Annotated in this window: 21 protein-coding genes and 1 riboswitch; of the genes, 15 read left to right on the top strand and 6 right to left on the bottom strand. The window is 34.7% G+C overall.

Annotation, left to right across the window (positions count from 1 at the left end; translation table 11 throughout):
- Window positions 1-49 precede the first annotated feature (49 nt).
- The 7 genes from CD29_RS02645 (at window position 50) to dut (ending at window position 7992) form a co-directional block, all read left to right on the top strand.
- Window positions 50-913: a cupin domain-containing protein gene (locus tag CD29_RS02645; RefSeq protein ID WP_052123963.1), complete on the top strand. Its 864-nt coding sequence runs from the start codon at window positions 50-52 to the stop codon at window positions 911-913.
- Between the two features lie 281 nt (window positions 914-1194).
- A complete protein-coding gene (locus CD29_RS02640; RefSeq protein WP_036182527.1) occupies window positions 1195-3162 on the top strand; it encodes a methyl-accepting chemotaxis protein in 1968 nt (655 codons plus the stop codon).
- Window positions 3163-3355: 193 nt separating this feature from the next.
- Window positions 3356-3535: riboswitch (cobalamin riboswitch) on the top strand.
- A 382-nt stretch (window positions 3536-3917) separates the two neighbouring features.
- On the top strand, window positions 3918-4142 hold the full coding sequence (locus CD29_RS02635) for a glutaredoxin family protein (RefSeq protein WP_036182525.1): 225 nt from the start codon (window positions 3918-3920) through the stop codon (window positions 4140-4142).
- Complete coding sequence (nrdI, locus tag CD29_RS02630) at window positions 4139-4519, top strand: class Ib ribonucleoside-diphosphate reductase assembly flavoprotein NrdI (RefSeq protein WP_036182523.1); 381 nt, start codon at window positions 4139-4141, stop codon at window positions 4517-4519. The genes CD29_RS02635 and nrdI overlap by 4 nt, the downstream gene beginning before the upstream one ends.
- The gene (nrdE, locus tag CD29_RS02625) at window positions 4494-6587 is read left to right on the top strand and encodes a class 1b ribonucleoside-diphosphate reductase subunit alpha (RefSeq protein WP_036182521.1); all 2094 of its coding nucleotides are present in this window, start codon (window positions 4494-4496) and stop codon (window positions 6585-6587) included. The genes nrdI and nrdE overlap by 26 nt, the downstream gene beginning before the upstream one ends.
- Window positions 6575-7543, top strand: a complete 969-nt coding sequence (gene nrdF, locus CD29_RS02620) for a class 1b ribonucleoside-diphosphate reductase subunit beta (protein WP_036182519.1) — start codon at window positions 6575-6577, stop codon at window positions 7541-7543. The genes nrdE and nrdF overlap by 13 nt, the downstream gene beginning before the upstream one ends.
- Window positions 7544-7554: 11 nt before the next feature.
- A complete protein-coding gene (gene dut, locus CD29_RS02615) occupies window positions 7555-7992 on the top strand; it encodes a dUTP diphosphatase (protein ID WP_036182517.1) in 438 nt (145 codons plus the stop codon).
- A 63-nt stretch (window positions 7993-8055) separates the two neighbouring features.
- On the opposite strand, the gene CD29_RS02610 is transcribed toward dut, so the two are convergent.
- On the bottom strand, window positions 8056-8250 hold the full coding sequence (locus CD29_RS02610) for a hypothetical protein (protein WP_036182515.1): 195 nt from the start codon (window positions 8248-8250) through the stop codon (window positions 8056-8058).
- Window positions 8251-8354: 104 nt separating this feature from the next.
- Here CD29_RS02610 and CD29_RS02605 point away from each other — a divergent pair, with 104 nt between their 5' ends.
- Window positions 8355-9089, top strand: coding sequence for an AAA family ATPase (locus CD29_RS02605; RefSeq protein ID WP_036182513.1), 735 nt, complete (start codon window positions 8355-8357; stop codon window positions 9087-9089).
- An 83-nt stretch (window positions 9090-9172) separates the two neighbouring features.
- On the top strand, window positions 9173-9979 hold the full coding sequence (locus tag CD29_RS02600; RefSeq protein WP_036182511.1) for an alpha/beta hydrolase family protein: 807 nt from the start codon (window positions 9173-9175) through the stop codon (window positions 9977-9979).
- A gap of 58 nt (window positions 9980-10037) precedes the next feature.
- Here CD29_RS02600 and CD29_RS02595 read toward each other — a convergent pair whose 3' ends face one another.
- The gene (locus CD29_RS02595; RefSeq protein WP_036182509.1) at window positions 10038-10253 is read right to left on the bottom strand and encodes a hypothetical protein; all 216 of its coding nucleotides are present in this window, start codon (window positions 10251-10253) and stop codon (window positions 10038-10040) included.
- 312 nt (window positions 10254-10565) lie between these two features.
- Here CD29_RS02595 and CD29_RS02590 point away from each other — a divergent pair, with 312 nt between their 5' ends.
- Together CD29_RS02590 and CD29_RS02585 are read left to right on the top strand one after the other, a co-directional pair.
- Window positions 10566-12677 carry a sensor domain-containing protein gene (locus CD29_RS02590; protein WP_036182507.1) on the top strand — a complete coding sequence of 704 codons (2112 nt, stop codon included), beginning with the start codon at window positions 10566-10568 and terminating at the stop codon, window positions 12675-12677.
- Between the two features lie 562 nt (window positions 12678-13239).
- Complete coding sequence (locus CD29_RS02585) at window positions 13240-14001, top strand: hypothetical protein (RefSeq protein WP_036182505.1); 762 nt, start codon at window positions 13240-13242, stop codon at window positions 13999-14001.
- Between the two features lie 52 nt (window positions 14002-14053).
- Here CD29_RS02585 and CD29_RS02580 read toward each other — a convergent pair whose 3' ends face one another.
- Window positions 14054-14431 (bottom strand): hypothetical protein, encoded by a 378-nt coding sequence (locus CD29_RS02580; RefSeq protein WP_036182503.1) that lies wholly within the window; start codon window positions 14429-14431, stop codon window positions 14054-14056.
- A 217-nt stretch (window positions 14432-14648) separates the two neighbouring features.
- On the opposite strand from CD29_RS02580, the gene CD29_RS02575 reads away from it, so the two are divergent.
- The 3 genes from CD29_RS02575 (at window position 14649) to cyoE (ending at window position 18296) form a co-directional block, all read left to right on the top strand.
- Window positions 14649-15731, top strand: a complete 1083-nt coding sequence (locus CD29_RS02575; RefSeq protein WP_052123962.1) for an AbrB family transcriptional regulator — start codon at window positions 14649-14651, stop codon at window positions 15729-15731.
- Window positions 15732-15824: 93 nt separating this feature from the next.
- Entirely contained in the window at window positions 15825-17249 is a 1425-nt protein-coding gene (locus tag CD29_RS02570) for a M14 family zinc carboxypeptidase (protein WP_052123961.1), read from the top strand.
- Between the two features lie 162 nt (window positions 17250-17411).
- Window positions 17412-18296, top strand: a complete 885-nt coding sequence (gene cyoE / locus CD29_RS02565) for a heme o synthase (RefSeq protein ID WP_036182599.1) — start codon at window positions 17412-17414, stop codon at window positions 18294-18296.
- A gap of 532 nt (window positions 18297-18828) precedes the next feature.
- On the opposite strand, the gene CD29_RS02555 is transcribed toward cyoE, so the two are convergent.
- Window positions 18829-20211: a dipeptidase gene (locus tag CD29_RS02555; RefSeq protein WP_036182499.1), complete on the bottom strand. Its 1383-nt coding sequence runs from the start codon at window positions 20209-20211 to the stop codon at window positions 18829-18831.
- Window positions 20212-20473: 262 nt separating this feature from the next.
- On the opposite strand from CD29_RS02555, the gene CD29_RS02550 reads away from it, so the two are divergent.
- The gene (locus CD29_RS02550; protein WP_036182497.1) at window positions 20474-21022 is read left to right on the top strand and encodes an RNA polymerase sigma factor; all 549 of its coding nucleotides are present in this window, start codon (window positions 20474-20476) and stop codon (window positions 21020-21022) included.
- A gap of 125 nt (window positions 21023-21147) precedes the next feature.
- On the opposite strand, the gene CD29_RS02545 is transcribed toward CD29_RS02550, so the two are convergent.
- Together CD29_RS02545 and spxA are read right to left on the bottom strand one after the other, a co-directional pair.
- Window positions 21148-21579: a MarR family winged helix-turn-helix transcriptional regulator gene (locus tag CD29_RS02545; RefSeq protein WP_036182495.1), complete on the bottom strand. Its 432-nt coding sequence runs from the start codon at window positions 21577-21579 to the stop codon at window positions 21148-21150.
- A 78-nt stretch (window positions 21580-21657) separates the two neighbouring features.
- On the bottom strand, window positions 21658-22062 hold the full coding sequence (spxA, locus tag CD29_RS02540) for a transcriptional regulator SpxA (protein WP_036182493.1): 405 nt from the start codon (window positions 22060-22062) through the stop codon (window positions 21658-21660).
- Window positions 22063-22210: the final 148 nt, after the last annotated feature.

Raw genomic sequence — 22210 nt, 5'->3', positions numbered from 1 at the left:
GAACAATAAGTATCCGTATTTTAATGGGAGCCAAAACCAATATACCCCAATGTACAATGATGATGGACTTCTTCAAACGCTGTTGAATGCAATGAAAGGTGAAGCGGCAGGAGTTGATTTCTATATCAGGTTAGCTGAATTAGCTCCAAATATAGAGGATCAGGATCATATTTTGAAAATTGCTGAGGATGAAAGGACGCATTTACAAAATTTTGTTAATTTGTATTATACGTTAACAAATAGACATCCACAGTATGAGGTAGAGAGAATTGCAATTGCTAGTTTTGAAGAAGGGTTAAAAGAAGCGTTTGATGATGAATTAAAGGACTATGAAACCTATCGTAACCAATACTTAAACTCCAAAAATCAGGTAATTCGTGATATATTTTTACGTGCTTTTTCAGATGAAATCAAACACGCAACAAGATTAAGTGCAATCAGATCCGCGCAGGAGAAAAATTTAACAAACACCGACATTCCACCACTTAAAAATGAGATTAAAGACTATGGGCCAGAACCATTTGTTGTTGATATTAATGAAATTACAAAACGTAACGACACATTCCGTACCGCTCTATGGACTGGAGAACATTTACAACTTACATTAATGAGTATTGATGTAGGTGGAGAAATTGGTGTTGAGATGCACCCAGATACTGATCAATTTTTACGTGTCGAAGAAGGCGAAGGTATCGTCCGAATGGGTAGGAACGACAAGCAATTTGATTTTGAAGAAGATGTGTATGACGACTACGCTATTTTAGTACCTGCTGGGAAATGGCACAATATCATTAATACAGGCGATAAACCATTAAAAATCTATTCAATTTATGCACCACCACATCATCCCCGCGGCACTGTCCAAAGAACGAAAGCTGATGCAAAAGCAGCAGAAGATCATAGTGAAGAATAATTTCAGTAAGGGCGTTTCTTTCTAAATCTAGGAAGAAATGCTCTATTTTATTAGAAAGAAATCTAGAATATAGTCATATACTTGGTGGAGTTATGTAACCTTAGAGTGAGGAAGTTCTATATAAATGCTAATGATCATTAATATAATTTTTTGGAGAATAGTGTTATTTTATCATTTGTTTATAGTAATATAGTTTTATTGGAAGAAACTTAAAGAATATACTATTTGTATACTTTGCGCAATTTGTAAAGTATAGCTTCATAAATTCGGGGGAAGACAACATGAAAAAACAAAAAAGTAAAAGAAGGGTATCAGTAAAAGTTCGTCTTATAGTTGCATTTATTTTAATTTTACTATTACCGAGTGTAACGATTGGTTCAATTTCATACATAAACGCAAGTAAAGAGTTTCAAGGAGAATTAAAAGGTAGTGCATTACAACAAGTAGAACAATTAGATACTCTCATAACTAGAGAAATACGACCAATAATCGACCAAGCAAAATACTACAGTACGATTATCTCAGGTAATTGGAGCGAGCGAGAGATTCTAAGAGAGCTAGATAAATATAATAGTATTGAAGAAAGAGTCGAGTCAGTAACAGTTTTACAAACAGGTCGAGAATTAATGAGGAATCCCTCTTTTAAGTTTGAGGATGACTTCGATCCATTTTCAAGTCCATGGTATAAAGGTGCAATAGAAAATCCAGGAAGCCCTGTAATTATTGATCCATATATTTCATCTACCAATAGAAATATGATGATGTCTGTGTCATCTGTATTAAATGACGGATCAGGTGTTATTTCAATTGATATTAACCTAGAAACAATTACTGGCTTAACAAAATCCATTAAGGTTGGGGAGAATGGCTATGCATCATTAATGGATGGCAATCAAACTTACTTAGCAGATTCAACAATTGAAAACGGAACGAAAGCACATGAACAATATAGTGCGAATATGTCTGGTAAAGAGTTTGGTGATTTTCTAGTAACAGAAGACGGTGTGAAAAAACACATCTTCTATAAACAAAATAAATTAACTGGCTGGTATGTGGTTGGGACATTACTAATAGATGATATAACCTCATCAACAAACAGTATTTTAGATGTGACCTTATTCGTACTTGTAATTTCAATAATTGTAGGTGTATTAATAGGATATCCAATCATTCGTTCAATACTAAGACCTTTAAGATTACTAGGCGAATCAGCTGCAAAAATTGGTGAAGGCGATTTACGTGAGAAGATCGATATTTCTAGTAAAGATGAATTTGGTAAATTAGCAGAAATCTTCAATAAGATGGTCGACTCATTACAAACAGTCATTCGACAAGTAAGTGATCAGTCCAATGCGCTAGCAGCATCTTCTGAAGAATTAACTGCAAGTACAGTTGAGAATCAAAAAGCTACTGGTCAAATTGTAGAATCCATTCAACAGTTCGCAAGTGGTGCAGAACAGCAGTCAGATGCTGCGGGAAATAGTACAAAGGCAACACAAGAGATGCAAGATAACATTAGTATGATCGCTAAAAAAGCAGATAATGCTACGAATAAAACGAAGCAAGCACTTGAAGAAGTGCAAATTGGTGACCAAACCATTCGTAAAGCGGTTGAACAAATGCATTCGATTAACTTAACTGTAAAGTCAATTGAAGGAGCAGTTACAAACTTAGGAAAACGGTCTACAGACATCGGAAATATTGTACAAACTATTAAACAGATTGCAGACCAAACGAATCTATTGTCACTAAATGCAGCGATTGAAGCAGCAAGAGCTGGTGAAGCTGGGAAAGGCTTTGCTGTTGTTGCTGATGAAGTCCGTAAACTTGCAGAACAATCAGCAAAAGCAACGACTCAAATTGCGGGCATCATTGGACAAATTCAAATTGAAACTGAACAAGCAGTAAATACAATGGCAGCGGGTAACGAAGAAGTGGCTAAAGGGATAGTTGTTATGAACGAAGCTGGTCAGAAGTTTTCAAGCATTCGAGACAATGTAATTGAAGTCTCAAATGAGGTGGAAGAGGTTTCTTTCGCAGCTAGAGAAATGAAGCATCACTCTAACCTAGTTGCAGATTCTATTGATGCAGTACAACAATTAACACAAATTAATCTAGCTGGTGTTCAAAATATCTCCGCATCAACAGAAGAACAATTAGCTTCCATGGAGGAAATTGCTGCATCAGCAGATGAGCTGTCAATCATGGCAGAAAGATTAAAGCAAACAATTCAGCAATTTAAATATTAAGTTTGTTCTCAGATGAGGGTGGTCAGAAATGGCCACCCTTAATCTATTTTAAAAGCTAGTTAGGGTTTGTACCCTTTATAAGGGTTTAATAGATATGAGTCTTTTACTATAACAAAAGTCCCCATTTAGAATTATAGATTTACTCTATTGTTAGTATATGGTACACTAACCAATGTAACTAAAAAACAATATATTGTATTAGTTTTGTAAAGGTACTACTATATGTAGTTTAAAAGGGAAGTTCGGTGAGAATCCGACGCTGTCCCCGCAACTGTAAAGCTGACGAAGGTTCGATGTCCACTGTGTGAATACATGGGAAGGGAACCAGAGAATGAAGCAAAGCCAGGAGACCTGCCTTATAAAACCGATCCATCATTTCTTCGGGGATTGAGGAATGGAGACGTAGACGTAGTTTATCCATTTTTCAATTGCGAACGTTTCCAGGCTATCTCTTTTCGAAGAGATAGCCTTTTTTTTGTGCTCTTTTTAATGAAGGAATTTGATAGAAGAAAACTGTGCGAAATATCGTTCATAAGGGGCGATACTGCCACAAAGTAGGTCGATTTAGTCACAAAAGGGATCCGTATTGTCACAAAGTAGAGCGATACTTTCACAAAGGGGCGATACTGCCACAAAGTAGGTCGATTTGGTCACAAAAGGAATCCATATTGACACAAAGTAGAGCGATCCTTTCAGATATGATGGGAATTTGGGACTGCTGGTACTTTTATTATCAAAAGAAAGAAGGAATCTAAATGAAACTTTATACAAAAACAGTCTGCCCAAAATGTATGTGGGTAAAATCAGAATTGCAACGTGCAGGGCTAGAAGTTGAAATGATCAATATCGACCACAACGAAGAAGCAAAACAAAAGGTATTAAACAATGGATTTCTTTCAGTACCAGTTCTTGAATTCGAGGGAAAATTACTAGGAGATGTAAAGGAGATCATTTCTAAAATCGAATTGGTAGCACAATGATTGTCTTTGCAAGTCGAACAGGAAACGTGAGATACATTGTTTCTAAACTGGAAGTTGAATCCATTGAAATTACAGACAATTTAATTATGGACAAGCCATACCTATTAATAACATATACAGACCGTTTGGGAGATGTACCTGCCAAAGTTTCGGAGTTTTTGGAGTTTAATGGTCACCTTTGCAAAGGGGTTGTAGTAAGTGGTAATAGTAACTTTGGCCATAATGTGTTTGGTGGAGCAGGTGACAAAATTGCAAAAATCTATCAAGTACCATTAGTGCGAAAACTAGAATTAAGAGGCTTCCAAGCAGATTACGATGCAATTCAAAAGTTTTACGAAACGAGGGTGAAGGATGAAAACTTACTTAAAATTAAATAATGAAGTTTTAAACCGTTATAGCTTAACTGGGGAATTAGAATTAGACAAGGATCATGATGCGACAAGTCATTATTTTTTGGAATATGTAAATCCAAAATTAAGAAATTTTAATACTATAGAAGAAAAGATTCGTAATCTAGTAGAAGAAGGATATTACGAAAAGGAATTTATCGAACTCTATGAAATGGAATTCATAAAAAAAATGTACGACAAGGCTAACAGATACAATTTCCGATTCCCTTCTTTCATGAGTGCAAGTAAATTCTATGATAGCTATGCAATGAAAAGTCGAGATGGGCAAGAGATTCTAGAAAAATATGAAGATCGAATTGTTATCATTGCATTGTACTTAGCGCAAGGGGATAAAGAACTTGCCGAGCGTGCAGTGGAAGCCATGATGGAAGCGTATCAGCCAGCCACACCTACTGCCTTAAATAGCGGAAAGAATGCGCGCGGAGAATTAGTGAGCTGTTTCAAACTAACGATGGATGATTCAATGAACAGCATTGCTGAGAATATTGGGTACTGTCTAGAGCTATCCCGCCTTGGCGGAGGAGTAGGTGTTAACCTAACAGATTTGCGACCATTAGGTGATCCAATTAAAGGAATATTAAATCGTGCGAGTGGTGTTATTCCTGTTGCTAAATTACTAGAGAACTCTTTCTCATATTCAAATCAACTTGGGCAGCGTAATGGCTCAGGTGTAGCATACTTGAACATCTTCCACGCGGATATCGAGAACTTTATTTCCGCAAAAAAACCAAACGCCGACGATAAAATAAGACTTGCAACACTTTCGACAGGCATTATTATTCCAAGCATCTTCTTCGAGCTAATGAAAAGAGATGAAGATATTGTGTTATTCAGTCCATACGATATTTATAACGAATACGGAAAACGTATGTCTGAAATTTCAATGACTGAAATGTACCAAGAGCTTTTACGCAATTCAAATATTCGTCAGATTAAGAGCCTTAATGCGCGGAAGCTTTATACAGAAGTAAAAAAAGCACAATTTGAATCAGGCTATCCATTTGAAATCTTTGATGACAATGTGAATGAAGTACATCCTCTGAAAAATATTGGACGAGTAAAGATGTCAAATCTATGCACAGAAATATTGCAAGTACAGGAAACGAGCAACATTACTGACCAAGATCAACCGAATGAATACGGCTTAGACGTTTCGTGTAATTTAGGGTCAATTGATATTCATGCGGCAAGTAAAGTACAAGATTTCGGAAAGTTAGTCGATACGTCGATGCGACTTCTTACGAATGTTTCAACAATGACGAATATTAAAAACGTCCCATCAGTCTCAAAAGCAAATCAGCTAATGCATTCTGTTGGGCTAGGTGCCATGAACTTACATGGTCATCTTGTCACGCAAGGAATTCTTTATGGCTCCAAGGATTCAATCGATTTTATAGATTGCTTTATGGAAGCAATGAACTACTACTCGCTTAAATCATCTATGGAGATAGCAAAAGAGCGCGGCGAAACGTTCTATCGATACGAAGATAGCGATTATGCTTCAGGTGTTTACTTTGATCAATATGTGAATAGGGAAGATGAAGAAGTCTCGCCGACAGTACTAAAAGCACTAGGAAACATTCCAATTATCACGAAACATATGTGGCAGGCGCTAAAAAAAGATGTTATGCGGTACGGAGTGTTTAACAGCTATCGGCTTGCGACCGCTCCAACTGGCTCAATAAGTTATATAAGATCATGTACAGCATCCATCGCACCGTGCACTGAACGCGTGGAGATCCGTGATTATGCGGATAGCCGTACAATATATCCAATGCCACACTTATCAAATGATAATGCGCATCTCTATGTTGAGGCATACGATGTGAATCCCTATGACATGATTGATTTGTATGCGGCTGCACAAAAGCATGTAGATCAAGGAATATCAATGACGCTTTATGTAACGGATCAGTGGACAACAGAGCAACTCGCAAAAATTTATATTTATGCTTGGATGCGCGGCATTAAGTCCGTTTACTATGTTCGTCAACGATTACAAACCTTGGAGGAGTGTGTAGCATGTCAAATTTAACCTATGAAGCTGTTAATTGGAATAAACCGACGAGTGAACTTGCTCAAGTATTTTGGGACCAACAATGGAAACAAATCTGGTTTCCTGAAGAAATCGCTGTTTCCAAAGACATAAAACAATGGCAAGACTTTGATCATCAAGAAACGTACAAAAAAGTTTTAGCTGGGCTAACCTTACTAGATACAGTTCAAACAAATATCGGGATGAACCAAATTGTAGCCCATGTATCCGATATGCAGGAAAAAGCTGTTTTAACTGTATTTGGATCCTTTGAAGCTATTCATGCAAAATCGTATTCTTATATTTTCACAACCCTTTGTACAAACTCTGAAATTGACGAACTGTTTGAATGGGTAAAGAACAATGAGTTCTTACAATATAAAGCAAATAAAATTAGCGAAATTTATAACAATATTGAAGTTGGAAATGCTGAAAGCTTATGGAAAGCGATGTATGCATCAGTAATGCTGGAATCTTTCTTATTTTACTCAGGATTCTTCTACCCACTTTACTTAGGTGGACAAGGCATATTACGAAACAGCGCGGAAGTTATTAGCTTGATTTTGAGAGACGAATCAATTCACGGAGTAGCAGTAGGATTTTTCGCTCAAAACCTATTCAAGCAATTCTCACTAGAAAAGCAAGATGAGTTAAAAGTTTGGAGCTATGAGGTATTACTTGATTTATATCAAAATGAATTAAACTATACTAATGACGTATATGCAAAAACAGGTTTATCCACTGATGTAATAGCTTATATACGTTATAATGCGAATAAGGCATTAATGAATGTGGGGTTTGATGCCATGTTCCCTGAAGAAGAAGTAAACCCAATCGTTATGAACGGGATTCGTAATGAAGGGTCAACTTATGATTTTTTCAGTCAAAAAGGATCATCGTACGCAAAAGCTAAAGTAGCTCCAATAACAGATGAAACCTTCCATTTTAATCGATAAGGATGACAATAATGAACTACGAAGTAAAAATTAAACGAATCCACGAAGATGCAAAAATACCGCTTCAAGCAAACCCAGGGGATGCTGGGATGGATCTTTATTCCATAGAAGATGTGGAGATTCCACCAGGTGAAGCTAGGCTCATAAAAACCGGTATTCAATTAGAATTACCAAAAGGTACGGAAGCCCAAGTACGTCCTCGAAGTGGACTTGCTTTAAAACACAGTATTACTGTTCTAAATAGTCCTGGAACAATTGATGAAGGGTATCGTGGTGAAATAGCTGTAATTCTAATTAATCACGGTAAATCCGAATTTCTTGTTGAAAAGGCGATGCGAATTGCTCAAATGGTTATTCAAACTGTTCCACAAGTGCATTTAGTAGAAGTTGATGAATTAACCAAAACAGCTAGAGGTGAGGGCGGCTTCGGCTCAAGCGGAACAAAATAATGTAAAAAAGATTCCCACTAGGAAGTGTCACTTTCTTTTGGGAATCTTTCTTAAATTTCTATTTTACTTTTCAAGTTCCTTAGTCATTTTCTCTACCCAGTCGCGAAATGACTCTTTGTTCCTCGAAATATCCTTTTGAAAGTTTTCTTCAGAGCCAAATTCTTCTTTCCTTTGACGAAATGCTCTTTCACCTTTTTTTCTTAAAGGAACTTTGTCGTCGAATTTTGAATACATATTAAAATCATTTCTTTCTGTCATATCGTCATCACCTCTCTTTTGTTAATATGAGAATATCTACTTTTGTTTATGTACAAGGAACTTCTCACTTAGAAGCGCTAGAAAATAGAAAAGATGGTGATTCCATGTTTTTAAAAAGAGTTGAACTACTTCGTGATGACATCCAATCATTTAGAAACTATCCTTTTTCAATTCCCGCCATTCGTAACTTACATCAACTAGATCTCTATAATCCCGTAACATTTTTTGTTGGTGAAAATGGAACAGGAAAGTCCACACTTCTAGAAGCTATTGCCGATAAATGCGGCTTCAACAGTGCAGGTGGGGGAAGGAATAATGTTTACAGTGTACATGCATCAGAATCTGCTCTTTCTGATTACATTAGACTTTCTTGGCTACCAAAAGTATCAAATGGGTTCTTTTTAAGAGCAGAATCATTTTATCAATTTGCCTCCCATATTGATGAAATTGCAGAAGAAGAAAGATCGACAAAAATTTATGACTCATATGGTGGAAGGTCTTTACATGAGCAATCTCATGGTGAATCCTTCTTATCTTTGTTCACTAATCGTTTTAATGGAAAATCAATTTACCTATTGGATGAACCAGAAGCGGCACTTTCACCTCAAAGACAGCTCGCATTTTTGAAAATCATCCATGACTTAGTTTCACAAGTAAATGTCCAATTTATAATTACGACTCACTCACCGATTATTTTAGGTTATCCAGGTGCAACGATATATTCTTTTGATGATGGTGATATTCATGAAATCGATTATGAAATGACAGATCATTATCAAATCACAAAATATTTTCTCCAACATAGAGAGAAGTTCTTAAAGGATATATTAGAGGACTAGTAAACATTTTTAGTTGTTGCAAATCCCAGTTGTTTACTTATATAATTAATTCAAAGTAATCTAATCGGAAATGAGGGATTATGATGTTTCGTGTACAGCAACCGGGTGCCAGAAAGCTTTCGTTATTAAAAATTCCAAGTGGGAATGATTATATAGTGGGAAGACTATATATTGCAGATGGGGAAGAAGCAAAACCAACAATCGTTTTACTTCATGGATTTCCTGGTGTAGTACTAAATCTTGATATTGCTGCTAGTCTTCAGGATAAAGGATGGAATGTCCTAGTAATCAATTACCGCGGCTCGTGGGGGAGTTCGGGAAACTATTCCTTCGCAAATGCAATTGAAGATGTTCAAATAACATTAAAATATATTAGACAAGCTGATGTGGCAAAAGAACATCGAATAGATATAGAAAGAATTGGATTAGTTGGCCATAGTTTTGGAGGATTTTTGGCATTAAAAACAGCATCTGTGGATCCAACGATTCGAGTAGTTGCTTCATTATCAGGTGCTAACTTTTCGTTATTTATAAAAATGATTGAACAAAATCCTCAATTGGAGAATCAAATCGTTCAGATGTTAGAAGATGCTACATTTTTCCTAAAAAATAGTTCTGGAGAAAAGCTGATTCAGGAAGTCCGTGATCATGAAGATGAGTGGAATACATTTTTGTTCGCAGGTGATTTGGCAAATCGAAAACTCCTTATAACAGCTGCTACTAGTGATGAAGAATTACCAAAAGAGTATTTCCATGATCCATTCGTACAGATTCTTGAAGGTACTGGAGCTAAATTTGAAACTGCTATTTTTGATACAGATCATAATTACTTAGATAAAAGAACAGAACTAACAAACATATTGCACGAATGGTTATTGAATAACCTTTAATCATATTGTTTAATAACAAACTTTTTCGAGCCCCTAGTGTATCCCAGGGGCTCTTTATTTATTTACTATGTTTTTTATTTGACTTCGAGTTTTTATCGTGGTTTGTCGCATTATTTTTGTTTTTTAATTTTGAGTCAAATTCCTCTGAAAACTCTGCTGTATTATCTTCTGGATTATCTGTGTGACTTGTTGTGTTCGTATGCAAGTGTTTATATGTCTCGAAAGGATTATGAGTTCGCACATTCAATGTTCTCTTATTGTTTTTGTTACCCATGGTTAAATCACCTCCTAGACTTTTAATGTGCGTAAATCTGGAGGTTTTATTCTTTTTCTATTTGTAGAACATTTTAGGGAAAAATACCCATAATTTATAATTTATTTACAATTCATTAAAATTACATAGGAACAGACTATCAAGCGACAAACATTTGTTACATATTTTTGACATCTTCCATAAAAATTTTAGCAATTTTAAAACTATCCCCGTTTCGATTGTAAAGTTTTTGTTAAAATAGAAGCACGAAGAAAACAAAGATTTAATATATTTGTTTTAAAAAAGTATCTCTTTACCGAGGAGACTATTGTTATGCTTACGAAACATCCAATTCCTTTAAACAATATAGAAGAAATCAATGAACAACTCAAAGTACTACTTGATAAAGAATACGCATTAGATAAATCAGCCATTGTTGGGGTGACTGACAGACAAGGGATTATTACATATGTAAATGATTTATTTTGCGAGCTATCCCAATTTAGTAGGGAAGAACTAATAGGAAAAAGGCACAATATTATTAACTCAGGTTATCATCCAAAAGAGTTTTTTAAAGAAATGTGGAAAACCATTGGACAAGGACATATATGGACAGGTGAAATAAAAAATAAACGAAAAGATGGTTCGTATTATTGGGTGCATGCAACCATCGTCCCTTTTTTAAATGAAAATGGTATACCGTACCAATATATATCCATTCGTACAGATATTACAAAGGAAAAATTATTAAAAGAAGAAGTCATTAAAAGTAATGAGAAATATCGACTCATAGCGGAGAATTCAGTAAACCTTATATCTTTAATCGATGTGGATGGTAACTTAGATTATGTTTCACCATCCTTTGAAAAAATATTACAATTTAATCTTTCGAAATTAGAGAAATCGAATCTATTTGAATTGATACATCCAAATGATATAAAGTCTTTTAAACGTGATTTAGAGTCATTCATAGCTAAAAAGAAAACTATTGATTGTGAATGTCGCCTTCTTACTAAACAGGGCGACTATATTGAGGTTGAAGTTGTAATTAGTAAAATAGAAAAAAGTCAATATGGTTCTACAAAAGAGTTAATATTAGTTGTTATGCGCGATATTAGTACAAAAAAAGCGATTGAAAAGAAAATACATCATCTAGCCTATCATGATAGTTTAACTGATTTTCCAAATAGGAGATCTTTTATGAATCAGTTACGTAATGTTTTGCTAGATCGTAATAATTCGAAATATAACATGTCTATTTTGTTTATTGACTTAGATAATTTTAAAAATATTAATGATCAACTTGGTCACGATATTGGTGATAGTATCTTAAAGAAAGCAGCAGATACGATTCGTAACACGATACGTCCAACAGATGTAGCTGCAAGAATGGGTGGCGACGAATTTATTGTCATGTTGAAAAACGTGAAAAATAATGAAGAAACCAGCGAAATTATCAATCGTATAATGACAAATTTCCGTGCGGGCTTTAGTGTAGATGGTGAAGAACAAGTTGTTACATGTAGTATTGGCGTTGCAAATTATCCTGAACACGGTCAATCAGCAGAAGAACTTATTAAAAATGCAGCAAATGCATTAACTTTAGTAAAAACAGGAACTAAAAACGATTATCTGTTTTTCAATAAAACAATTGAGTATCAGTCGATTGAACGAAGACTGTTAGAAAGTGCTTTTCGTATTGCGTTGAAAGAAAAACAATTTTATTTAGAATATCAACCTAAAATTAATTTAAAAAGTGATCAGATTATTGGTATGGAAGCATTGGTTCGCTGGAATCACCCTGATTTAGGAACGATACCACCCGGAAAATTCATTTCTTTAGCGGAAGAAACAGGTTTAATCATTCCATTAGGAGAATGGATTTTGTATGAAGGTTGTCGCCAAGCGAAAGAATGGCAAGACAAGGGTCTAGACAATTTAGTTATCTCTATCAACGTTTCCGTTCGACAATTAGAGGACCCGGAATTTGCTAAAAAATTAACTCAAATACTTGAGGAGACAAAACTTGCTCCTGAATTTTTAGAAATTGAGTTAACAGAAAGTGTTTTTGCAGACATACAAAATACTATTTCTATTTTACAAGAGATCCGTGCAATTGGTGTTCAAGTATCTGTTGATGATTTTGGTACGGGTTATAGCTCTTTAAGCTATATTAAACATCTCCCAATTGATACGTTAAAAATTGATGCATCTTTTGTGCGTGACATCCATGTCAATGAAGAAAGTAGAGCCATTGTTCGTGCAATTATTCATATTGCAAATTCAATTGGATTGAAGGTAATCGCTGAAGGAATCGAATTACAAGACCAAGCAACAGAACTTTCTATTGAAGGTTGTAGATTTGGCCAAGGATATTACTATAGTCGACCGCTAAAAATTGAAGCATTTGAGCAATTTATGCAAAAAAGATTAGTTACTATTTAAGGGATTGTAAAGGGCAACCTTGCAATCTCTTTTTGTTTGTTTAAGTTTGACAAAATTTCTACATTACAAATAAATTAATGAATTAATACTATTCGAGGAGTAGAATAAAAGATGTAAAACGAATGCATCTTTAGAATTGGAGTGAATTCAAATGATGGATCAAAATGAAAAGCTACACGTTTACAAGTAATGTTAGAAGAAGCACTTAAACCAATACTGATGAAACTTGATTCGTTAGAAAAAGAAGTAAAAGTTCTACAAGAAAACCAGGAAAAATTACAAGAAAAGTTAGAAGTTAAGGCATAGTCCTTTTTTATAATAGTTATCATTGCTCGCAAGCAATGACATAAAAAAGTCGATCCCTATTTATAGGGGATCGACTTTTATTATTTTTCATTATTGCTTGGCATCAACCTAATATTTAATGGGTGTTTATACTTGATAGGCAAATGAATCTACTACAATAATCTATAAAATAATTTGTTTATCTAGTTAATTCAACTAAATCTAAAATTGTAAGTTGAATAGATATATATAGAAAAATAAAAAAGGAGTGTTATTATTGGCAAATCCATGCGGCTGTGGAGATTCTAATCCAGTTTCCACACAGAATACAAATCAAGTGCAACAAGTGCAACAAGATCCATTAACTCCATGTCCAGTAACGGTTCATGAGGAAGTTTGTGTGCAGGCTACAGTTACAATTAGACCAGATGTTCAAATACTACCTATTCGTTCATTTTGTCGTGGCCCAGCAAGAATCAATCAACCATGTGTCGGTACACCTCAACGTTTTTGTACTTTCACTGTAAGTCAGAACATCTGCGTCGAAATTCCTTTAACATTCTCTGTAACTCCAGAAGCAGTTCCAACAGGTATAGTTTGTGGTATACCGATGGAAGGACCATGTGTTCCGGATACTTTCGTTTGCTGCCAATTTATTCAAGCGCAACAAGGTGAATTTAACGGAAGACCTTTAAACAGCTTATCAATCCAACTTTGTGGCCCTGAAAATCAATGTTCACCACAAGGTAACCACATCAATATTGTCTTCCCTGGCGCTACTCCTAATATCAATCTTAACCAAGGGGAAATCACTTCAATGACTTGCGCAGGTGAAGGTCCAACTAGAGTTGTAACTGTAACTGCTCAAGATAATTTCGGTGGAGAGCTTACAAACTTTACATTCACATTTACACCAAATGCAAATGGGACAGTTAATCTCGTAGTTTTAGCTGTTAATGCAGCAGATCCTACTGATACTTTCACTGCAACAATTACACTAACTGGTCCAAATCTTTCATTCCAACCTTGTACACCATAACGAAAAGTTATAATATAGCATGCAAAAACAGACAGCGATGAGCTGTCTGTTTTTAATCTTCTTCACAATCTGTAGAAGGTTCTACATGCGTATCTAAACACACCGCTTTCTCTGATTTGACCACAGCCTTAGCTGAGAATATTAATGGAATTCTTAAACAAAGTTCTTGTTTAATTAAAAATGTACAGTCATCGTCTTTTTCAAGATGTGGTGTTTTCCCATATTTATAATTATGGACATTTTTATTACGAACTTTTTGCTTAGGATCTTCGTCGATTCTACAAATTATATAATCTCCACACTCTAATGAAAAATCATCCCCAATAATTACTCTTGGCTTAATTTGAACAATTGCTTCTATCTCAAGGTTTTGATGAATGATTGAAATACAAGCAATATCTTCTGATTGTTTTTTGTGTTCATCTTCCACAATACTTCGCTCCTTTTCAATTTTGACACGATGCAAAAGTAAAGGTCTTGTAGTATTAAATGCAATGAAGTGCACAAATGTACTAGGGTAAATGCCTATATAGAAACTAAAAGTAGATATAAAGTGAATTGTATTCATAGATTAATAAACCCATTTTCTGTATTATTGGAGGTAGAAGAAAAAACGAATCGAAGACTGAGTAAGAAGGGGTTTCATTTTGCAAATTATTTCAATGGGTTTAGTCATGACCATTAGTTTAATTGGGGTATTCATTTTTAAAAGCTTAAATTTGCCATTACCTTGGATGTTAGGACCGTTAGTTGCTGTATTGCTTAGTCAATTCATAATAAAAAAAATAGACTTAGTGTGGTCAGCGTCCTTTCGAAATTTTGGCCTAGTTGTTGTAGGGGTAGCAATTGGACAATCCTTTCAATTCGATCTGTTTACTGGAATGGGCTGGATTATTGGGTTTATGTTTGCTCTTAACATTTCACTTGCATTGCTTTCGGTAGTACTAGCATATGCGCTTGAAAAACTAGGGAAGATATCTTTCAAAACAGCTCTTACTTGCACAGTTCCTGGGGGCCTATCTCAAATTGTAGCCTTTGCAGAAGAAGAAAAAGAAATTAACCTTGCCATAGTCACATATTTTCATGTGATTAGGATAATATGTATTGTTTTAATTGTTCCATTTATTGTTTCAGGACATGTAATCAGTGATACGGGTGAGAATGTAGGGTTTACTATACAAACATTATTACCAGTAATCGTTCTTATAACCGTTGCCTATTTCTGTGCGATAGTTGGCAAAAAAGTTAAATTGCCTGTTTCATTCTTTTTAGGCCCAGTATTGTTAACTATAATGCTTCAACTAACGAGTGTATCTACTCCTGAGATACCCATTTGGTTATTGCATATTGCACAAATTTGTATTGGAGCATATATTGGCCTTCTATTAAAACCGCATATGCTAAAACTTGGTTCGAGGGTACTTATGTTAGGAATATCAAGTGCACTCGTATTAATACTTATCACGTACTTACAAGGACTATTGGTAACCTATTTATTTAAATACTCTTTACCAACTAGCTTTTTAAGTACAGCAGCAGGTGGATTAGATCAGATGAGTTTACTTGCTACTGCGGTCGGAGCAGATATATCAGTGGTAACTGTATTCCAAATGTTTAGATTACTTTTTGTCTTCATCATTATTATCCCATTGCTAAAAGCTGCATGTGTATGGATTGATAAGAAGCATGATCACTATCAAAAAAATGAAGTAAATATTAGTAAATCCTAAAGTAGCGAATAAGTGATTATTTATAGAAAATAATAATTGAGAATTGTCTTAAAGGCAGTTCTCTTTTATTTTTTATTTTTTGGAGTGTATTTAATGATCAAAAAAATTTTGTTTGTCTGGCTAGTTTTAGTATTTGTCCTTTGGAAAAATAATTTTGTAGTAGCTACTGAAGATATTGGCATTACGACTGATAATATGATTCCTTTCTATTCAGGGGGGAATGGTAAAGTGATTGAACCGACACCATTTTATATAGCCGAAGCAACGGGTTTAAAGAAAATGGGGACATTAGAATCTGGATTAGTTTTAACACCAACAACTATCTCAGATATATTTTTTACCGTTGAAGTTGGAAATATTCAGTACAATATTCCTAAGTTTGCAATGAAATCAACAAATGAGAAACCAACGCTTGAGCTTCCATTTGATTCAACAGGGAATAGTTCAATCCTTACTGCAAAAAGGGATGCGCAAGTTCGAAGTGAAAGTGGTGATGTCGTAGCAACTATTGAAATAGGAAACGATGTTACTTTACACTCTGTTGAAGAAAATCTTGGTGTTATACAACTGTTTGGAAAGAAAATGTTTATAGATTTGGCAGATTTTCGTCATATAAATCTAGTAAATCCAAAAAAGAATATTAGTTACAATGAAATGGAATACATTCTACAGGTAATATCTTTGCTCTATCCAGATTTTACTGAGTTGATGAAAATTGGAACATCAGTTCAAGGGAGAAATTTATACGCGCTCAAAATAGGAAAAGGTGATTTAGAAATTTTAATGGATGCCTCCATGCATGGAAGGGAACATATGACGACAAATGTGTTACTTGAAATGATGGATGAATATATAAAGGCTTATGATGAGAGTTCAAAAATTGGTGAATTTGATGTAAAAGAATTATTGAACAAGGTAAGTATTTGGTTTGTGCCAATGATGAATCCAGATGGTGTCACACTTGTACAAACGGGTCTTAGTGTACTACCAGAACAAATCATTATGAACTATGGGAGTGTAAACTTTAATCGATGGAAAGCAAATATACACGGTGTGGACTTAAATCGGAACTTTGATGGTGGGTGGGTAACTAAGAAAACAGTGAAGTTTCCAGCCTATAAAGATTATAAAGGAGAAGGTCCCTTTACAGAACCTGAAGCAAGAGCTTTAAGGGATTTTATCGCACAACGAATCATTAAATCGTATATTACTTATCATAGCTCTGGGTCAGTAATTTATTACTACCACCACCAAGTGGGAGAGCAATTAAAAAGAGATCTAACTCTTGCGAAAAAATTGAGTAAAGTAACAGGCTATCGGATTATGAAACCTACAGGAGATACAGGGTCAGGTGCTTCTGCTGACTGGTTTATAATGACGTACAAATTGCCAGGTATTACTATGGAAATTGCTCCACACATAAAGGAATCATTTGTTCCATTAAAGTACTGGGATGATATTTGGAATAAAAATAAACTAGTTGGATTAGTTGTTGCAGAAGAAGTACTAACATGGTAAATGGTAAATGTTGAGAAAAAAATCTAAAAACGACAATATATCTACAAAAATCGCAAAATCCTAAGAGTTATATAATTGTTGTATACCATAAATCAATGTTATGATAGAATCATGTGCTATTTTGACGATTTGTGTTTGTTAGTGAAGGGAATATGATTGATTATGCAGAACTATATGGATTTGTGGGCAAAAACAGTTAAGACCGGAATTATTAAGTCCAATTTAATTCCAATGATTGCCGCCTTAATGCTTGCTTTATATACTTATAATTTAGATTTTGTTGAAAACATCCCAAATATCATTTTTGCAATTATCGGAAGTGCATTCATCATAGGTGCTGCTGGAGCATTTAATAATCTTTATGATCGTGATATCGATTTGAAAATGGCGCGTACTAAAACTCGTCCGACTGTTACCGGTGAATTAGACGCGAAATTCGTAATGATTGTTGCAACGATCTTGTTGATAGCAGGTCTTGTAATTTTGTCGTTTACAACATTGCTTGCTGCTCTTTTAGGATTTCTTGGAGTGTTTTTCTATGTTGTTCCTTATACAATGTGGACAAAGCGGAGAACGATTTGGAATACTGAAGTTGGTAGTATTTCTGGTGCAATGCCGCCATTAATCGGATGGGCAGCTGTTGCTCCAGACATATGGCATCCAGCAGCGTGGGCACTATTTTTTATAATGGTCATTTGGCAAATGCCACATTTTTATGCAATTGCGATTCGTAAGAAAGATGATTATTCTGCAGCAGACGTCCCAATGTTACCGGTTGTTAAAGGAATTCGCAGAACTTACATTCAAACGAACATCTATTTAGTGATCCTAACATTAACAAGTTTCTTATTTGTACCAATTAGTTGGGGACTGACACTTGTTTCCTTACTTTTAGCGGTAATTTGGTTGTGGTTGAGTTTTGTAGGCTATCATAAAATGGAAGGGAAAACATGGGCAACTAAAATGTTTGTGTATTCTTTACTATTTATGACAATTGAATTTGCTACTGTCATTATTTATTCAATAGTAGCTATGATTATTAGTTAAAAAAACTTATGAGTGTAAAACATTTATGTTTTATGCTCATTTTTTGTGCAAAAAAGAATCAGATAGGATAATTAATTTAATGAAAAGTCAAAATTTTATGATAAACAATTGGTGAGTAATTAACAATTATAACAGTTTGTGGGACAGGATTTCTTATAAAGTGCATTTTTTCGGCATTTAAGAAATTATTCTAGGGAAAAGATACTTTGATTGATATGTTATATAACAATTTATTTCGAAATTGTGAACAAAAATATGATAAAAATGTGACATATAAGAAAAAACTATTCCTAGTCATAAGTATCAATGATAAACTAATATCATCATAAAGGTTACAAATGTAACTGATATGAAATGATCGCTCTTTAGTAAAAGTGATTAGTTAAGCTCAATAAACCTTAGTAAAGCTTGTTCGACAAGATATATAACCTCCCCTATAATTATATATTGCTTTAAAAAGGTTAGTTCAAAAAGTCGACTCTGGTAACAGGGTCGACTTTTTGCGTTAATGTATTTAATTTTTAGAGAAATATTATAAAGATAGTTTTGAAACCTCATGTACATAATCTCCGAGAACACGAAGACCTTTATCAAAATTCTCTAAGTGGAAATGTTCATTTGGCGCATGGAAATTTTCACTATTTAGTCCAAAGCCCATTAACACCACCGGCAACTCTAAAATCTGATCGAAAGCAGCCACAATTGGAATTGAACCACCACCACGAGTATACGCAGTTGGGACATTGTAAACTTTTTCATATGAACGACCAGCTGCTTGGATTACAGGGTGATCAAATGGTGTAATATAAGGAGCACCTTTGTCAAATTCAGATACAGTAATTTCTACGCCAGCAGGCTGATGTTTTTGAATATGCTTGCGAAGTAACTCAACAATTTCTTCTGGATCTTGATTAGGTACTAAGCGACAAGTAATTTTTGCACCAGCTTCAGCAGGTAATACGGTTTTAATTCCTTCACCAGAAAACCCACCAAAAACACCATTTATTTCAAGAGTAGGACGAGCCCAAGTTTGTTCTAAGTATGAATATCCTTTTTCCCCGAATAATTCATTTACACCAATTTCTGCTTTTAATGCATCCTCGTCAAAGTTTAGTTCTTGATAAGCTTGTCGTTCTTCGTCTGTAAGAGGGAGAACTTTATCATAAAAACCATCTACTAAAATTTGTCCATCCTCATTACGGAATGATGCTAATATTTCAGCTAAGGCATGAATTGCGTTTTGAACACCACCGCCGTAAAGGCCTGAGTGAAGATCTCCTTTTGCACCACGAACATCAATTTGAACGCCAGTTAGACCACGAAGTCCATAGCACACTGCTGGTTTTCCAGGTGCGTATAGCCCAGTATCAGAAATTACAATAAGATTAGCAGCAAGCTTTTCTTTATTTTCCTCAACATAGGCAGGAAGATTAGGACTACCAACTTCTTCTTCGCCTTCATAGATAAATTTAACATTTACAGGAAGTGTGCCTTCGGTTGCAAAAAGTGCTTCAATCATTTTTAAATGCATGAATACTTGTCCTTTATCATCTGAAGAACCACGTGCAAACAATTTATTATCACGGATTTCAGGATTGAAAGGTTCTGATTCCCATAAGTGTAATGGATCTACTGGTTGCACATCATAGTGTCCGTAAAATAGAATTGTCGGCTTTCCTTCAGCATGAAGCCAGTCGCCGTAAACAACAGGGTGGCCTTTTGTTTCATCAACTGAAACGTTTTCGATTCCTAACTTTTTCAAAGCTTCAGCTAACCAGTTAGCAGCTGTTAACATATCTTCTTTATGTTCGGATAGTGAACTAATGCTTGGGATACGTAAAAACTCCTTAAGTTCTTCTAAATGTTTTTCTCGATGTTGTGTGAAATATTCATCCAACAATTGTAAATGACTCATTAAATTCCCTCATTTCCAAATTTCCATAGTAAAAACAGTATAACAGAAACGTAGTTGTACGGCATTTTTCAGAGTGCCGATTGCATGTAGAATTCTGAAGATTCCTTCATTTGTAATATATTGTTAGTACTAAGATACTGAATTCTTACATCAATGTAATGAAATTGAAAGCTAATGCGATGGGATGTAATACAATTATTTGGCAAAATAGAAACTGTAGAAAGATATATAAATTACGTCAATTTATATGGAGGTACGAAAAATGAGTAAAAATTTAGCTGGGGTATATGAAGAATATAACCGATATATATATCATTTATGTTTAAAATTAACACGTAACGCACAGGAAGCAGAGGACCTGATGCAAGAAGTATGGGTAAAAGTAGTTCGTAACGAAGAACAAGTTTACCAAGTAGAACATGTGAAAGCTTGGCTTACTACTATTACAATGAACACTTTCCGTGACCGCTATCGCAAAAATGTTCGTCGTAGCAAGTACTTAATGCATCAACCTGAAACATTAGACGTTCCAATCTTAGATTTGGTTCCTAATAACGATCTTTCAACTGAGGAACAAGTTGAAAAAGAAGCCGTAACAAAAATTGTTCAGGAAAAGATGAAAATGCTCGATGGAATTTATCAAAAAACGTTATGGTATTTCTATGTTGACCAATATTCATTAGTTGAGATTTCAAATCTTATGAAAGTGTCAATTGGAACAGTAAAGTCACGTTTATTCCGTGCGAAAGCAAGATTGAAAGAAATATTGTTAGCTGATGATTCAGTGGTTGATGGAGTTTTAACAGCTTAATTACAGCTTAATTAGAAAGAATTGTTCTCTAAGAGCAATTCTTTTTTTTCATTAGAAGCAGCAGGGGAGAGAGGAAAGTAGAAAAAAGGGATAGTCCATGAAGTGTCACTTCATGACTATCCTTTTCACTTATTATTTAGTAAACATTTTTCAAAAATAGTATGTAATGTTTTTATTTCTTCATTTGTAAGCATACCGAACATGGAGTTCACCATTTCACTTACATGAGATCTCGATTCATCTAAAATCTTTTCGCCTTCTGGAGTAATAGCAATTTGAGAAGAACGGCGATCTGAACTACTTTGTGTTTTTTCTATAAAGCCTGAATTAATGAGTTTTGTAGTTAAAACCGTAACGCCACCAGTAGTTACTTTTAGGCGCTCTGCAATAACAGACGGACGCTTCGGGCCTTCCTTAGATAATAATTCTAACAAGAGTATATGAGATTTTGAAAAGCCCAAGTGATTTTTTTGGTTCCATTCATTTGCCCATTTCCGCTCTAAAGAAGAAACTACTTCAAATAGAGAAGTAAGATTTTCATATCTTTGGTGATCCATACACGCGAAGCCCCCATCGATTAAATAGCTTAGTAAAGAGAAATCCAAAGGAAGTCTCTTCACTAAGCTAATCATGTTTTACATTTGACTTGCAAGCTTTTGCATTGCAACAAGTTCATAAGCGCGAACTTTACGTGGAATAAATCGACGAATATCCATTTCATTGTAGCCAACTTGAATACGTTTTGCATCCAATAGAATCGGGCTTCGTAACATACGTGGATATTTTTGAATTAAGTCATAAAGCTCTTGTATTGAAAGTTGGTCGATATCAATATTAAGATTTTTAAAATCATTTGAGTTAGTAGCAATTATTTCGTCTGTACCATCTTCTGTCATACGCAAAATATTTTTAAATTCAGCTAAAGAAAGTGGATGAGAAGTAATGCGTTTTTCAACAAAATCGATTTTGTTTTCTTTTAACCATTTAATTGCTTTTCTAGATGAAGAACAACTTGATTGTGTGTAAATTGTAACTGTCATAATAACTCCTCGCTTTCATAAGTTTATAAAAGCTTACAAGTAAAATAAATCTGTTATACATATATCTTACTGGTAAGATAAAAGTAAGTCAATAGTGTTCACTAATCATTCATAATAAAGTACTTCATACTTTTTTTATAACCTTTTC

It is taken from the genome of Ureibacillus manganicus DSM 26584 (assembly GCF_000772945.1).
GTDB classification, from domain to species: domain Bacteria; phylum Bacillota; class Bacilli; order Bacillales_A; family Planococcaceae; genus Ureibacillus; species Ureibacillus manganicus.
This window is presented reverse-complemented; position numbering and strand designations above follow the sequence as displayed.

Bases quoted from the DNA above. Each gene is read 5' to 3' on its own strand.
- nrdE (WP_036182521.1), top strand. From the start codon at position 4,494: ATGAAAACTTACTTAAAATTAAATAATGAAGTTTTAAACCGTTATAGC.
- CD29_RS02550 (WP_036182497.1), top strand. From the start codon at position 20,474: ATGAGTAAAAATTTAGCTGGGGTATATGAAGAATATAACCGATATATA.
- CD29_RS02590 (WP_036182507.1), top strand. From the start codon at position 10,566: ATGCTTACGAAACATCCAATTCCTTTAAACAATATAGAAGAAATCAAT.
- nrdI (WP_036182523.1), top strand. From the start codon at position 4,139: ATGATTGTCTTTGCAAGTCGAACAGGAAACGTGAGATACATTGTTTCT.
- CD29_RS02545 (WP_036182495.1), bottom strand. From the start codon at position 21,579: ATGGATCACCAAAGATATGAAAATCTTACTTCTCTATTTGAAGTAGTT.
- CD29_RS02570 (WP_052123961.1), top strand. From the start codon at position 15,825: ATGATCAAAAAAATTTTGTTTGTCTGGCTAGTTTTAGTATTTGTCCTT.
- CD29_RS02555 (WP_036182499.1), bottom strand. From the start codon at position 20,211: ATGAGTCATTTACAATTGTTGGATGAATATTTCACACAACATCGAGAA.
- CD29_RS02640 (WP_036182527.1), top strand. From the start codon at position 1,195: ATGAAAAAACAAAAAAGTAAAAGAAGGGTATCAGTAAAAGTTCGTCTT.
- CD29_RS02645 (WP_052123963.1), top strand. From the start codon at position 50: ATGTACAATGATGATGGACTTCTTCAAACGCTGTTGAATGCAATGAAA.
- cyoE (WP_036182599.1), top strand. From the start codon at position 17,412: ATGCAGAACTATATGGATTTGTGGGCAAAAACAGTTAAGACCGGAATT.
- CD29_RS02595 (WP_036182509.1), bottom strand. From the start codon at position 10,253: ATGGGTAACAAAAACAATAAGAGAACATTGAATGTGCGAACTCATAAT.
- CD29_RS02610 (WP_036182515.1), bottom strand. From the start codon at position 8,250: ATGACAGAAAGAAATGATTTTAATATGTATTCAAAATTCGACGACAAA.
- CD29_RS02635 (WP_036182525.1), top strand. From the start codon at position 3,918: ATGAAACTTTATACAAAAACAGTCTGCCCAAAATGTATGTGGGTAAAA.
- dut (WP_036182517.1), top strand. From the start codon at position 7,555: ATGAACTACGAAGTAAAAATTAAACGAATCCACGAAGATGCAAAAATA.
- spxA (WP_036182493.1), bottom strand. From the start codon at position 22,062: ATGACAGTTACAATTTACACACAATCAAGTTGTTCTTCATCTAGAAAA.
- CD29_RS02605 (WP_036182513.1), top strand. From the start codon at position 8,355: ATGTTTTTAAAAAGAGTTGAACTACTTCGTGATGACATCCAATCATTT.
- CD29_RS02600 (WP_036182511.1), top strand. From the start codon at position 9,173: ATGTTTCGTGTACAGCAACCGGGTGCCAGAAAGCTTTCGTTATTAAAA.
- nrdF (WP_036182519.1), top strand. From the start codon at position 6,575: ATGTCAAATTTAACCTATGAAGCTGTTAATTGGAATAAACCGACGAGT.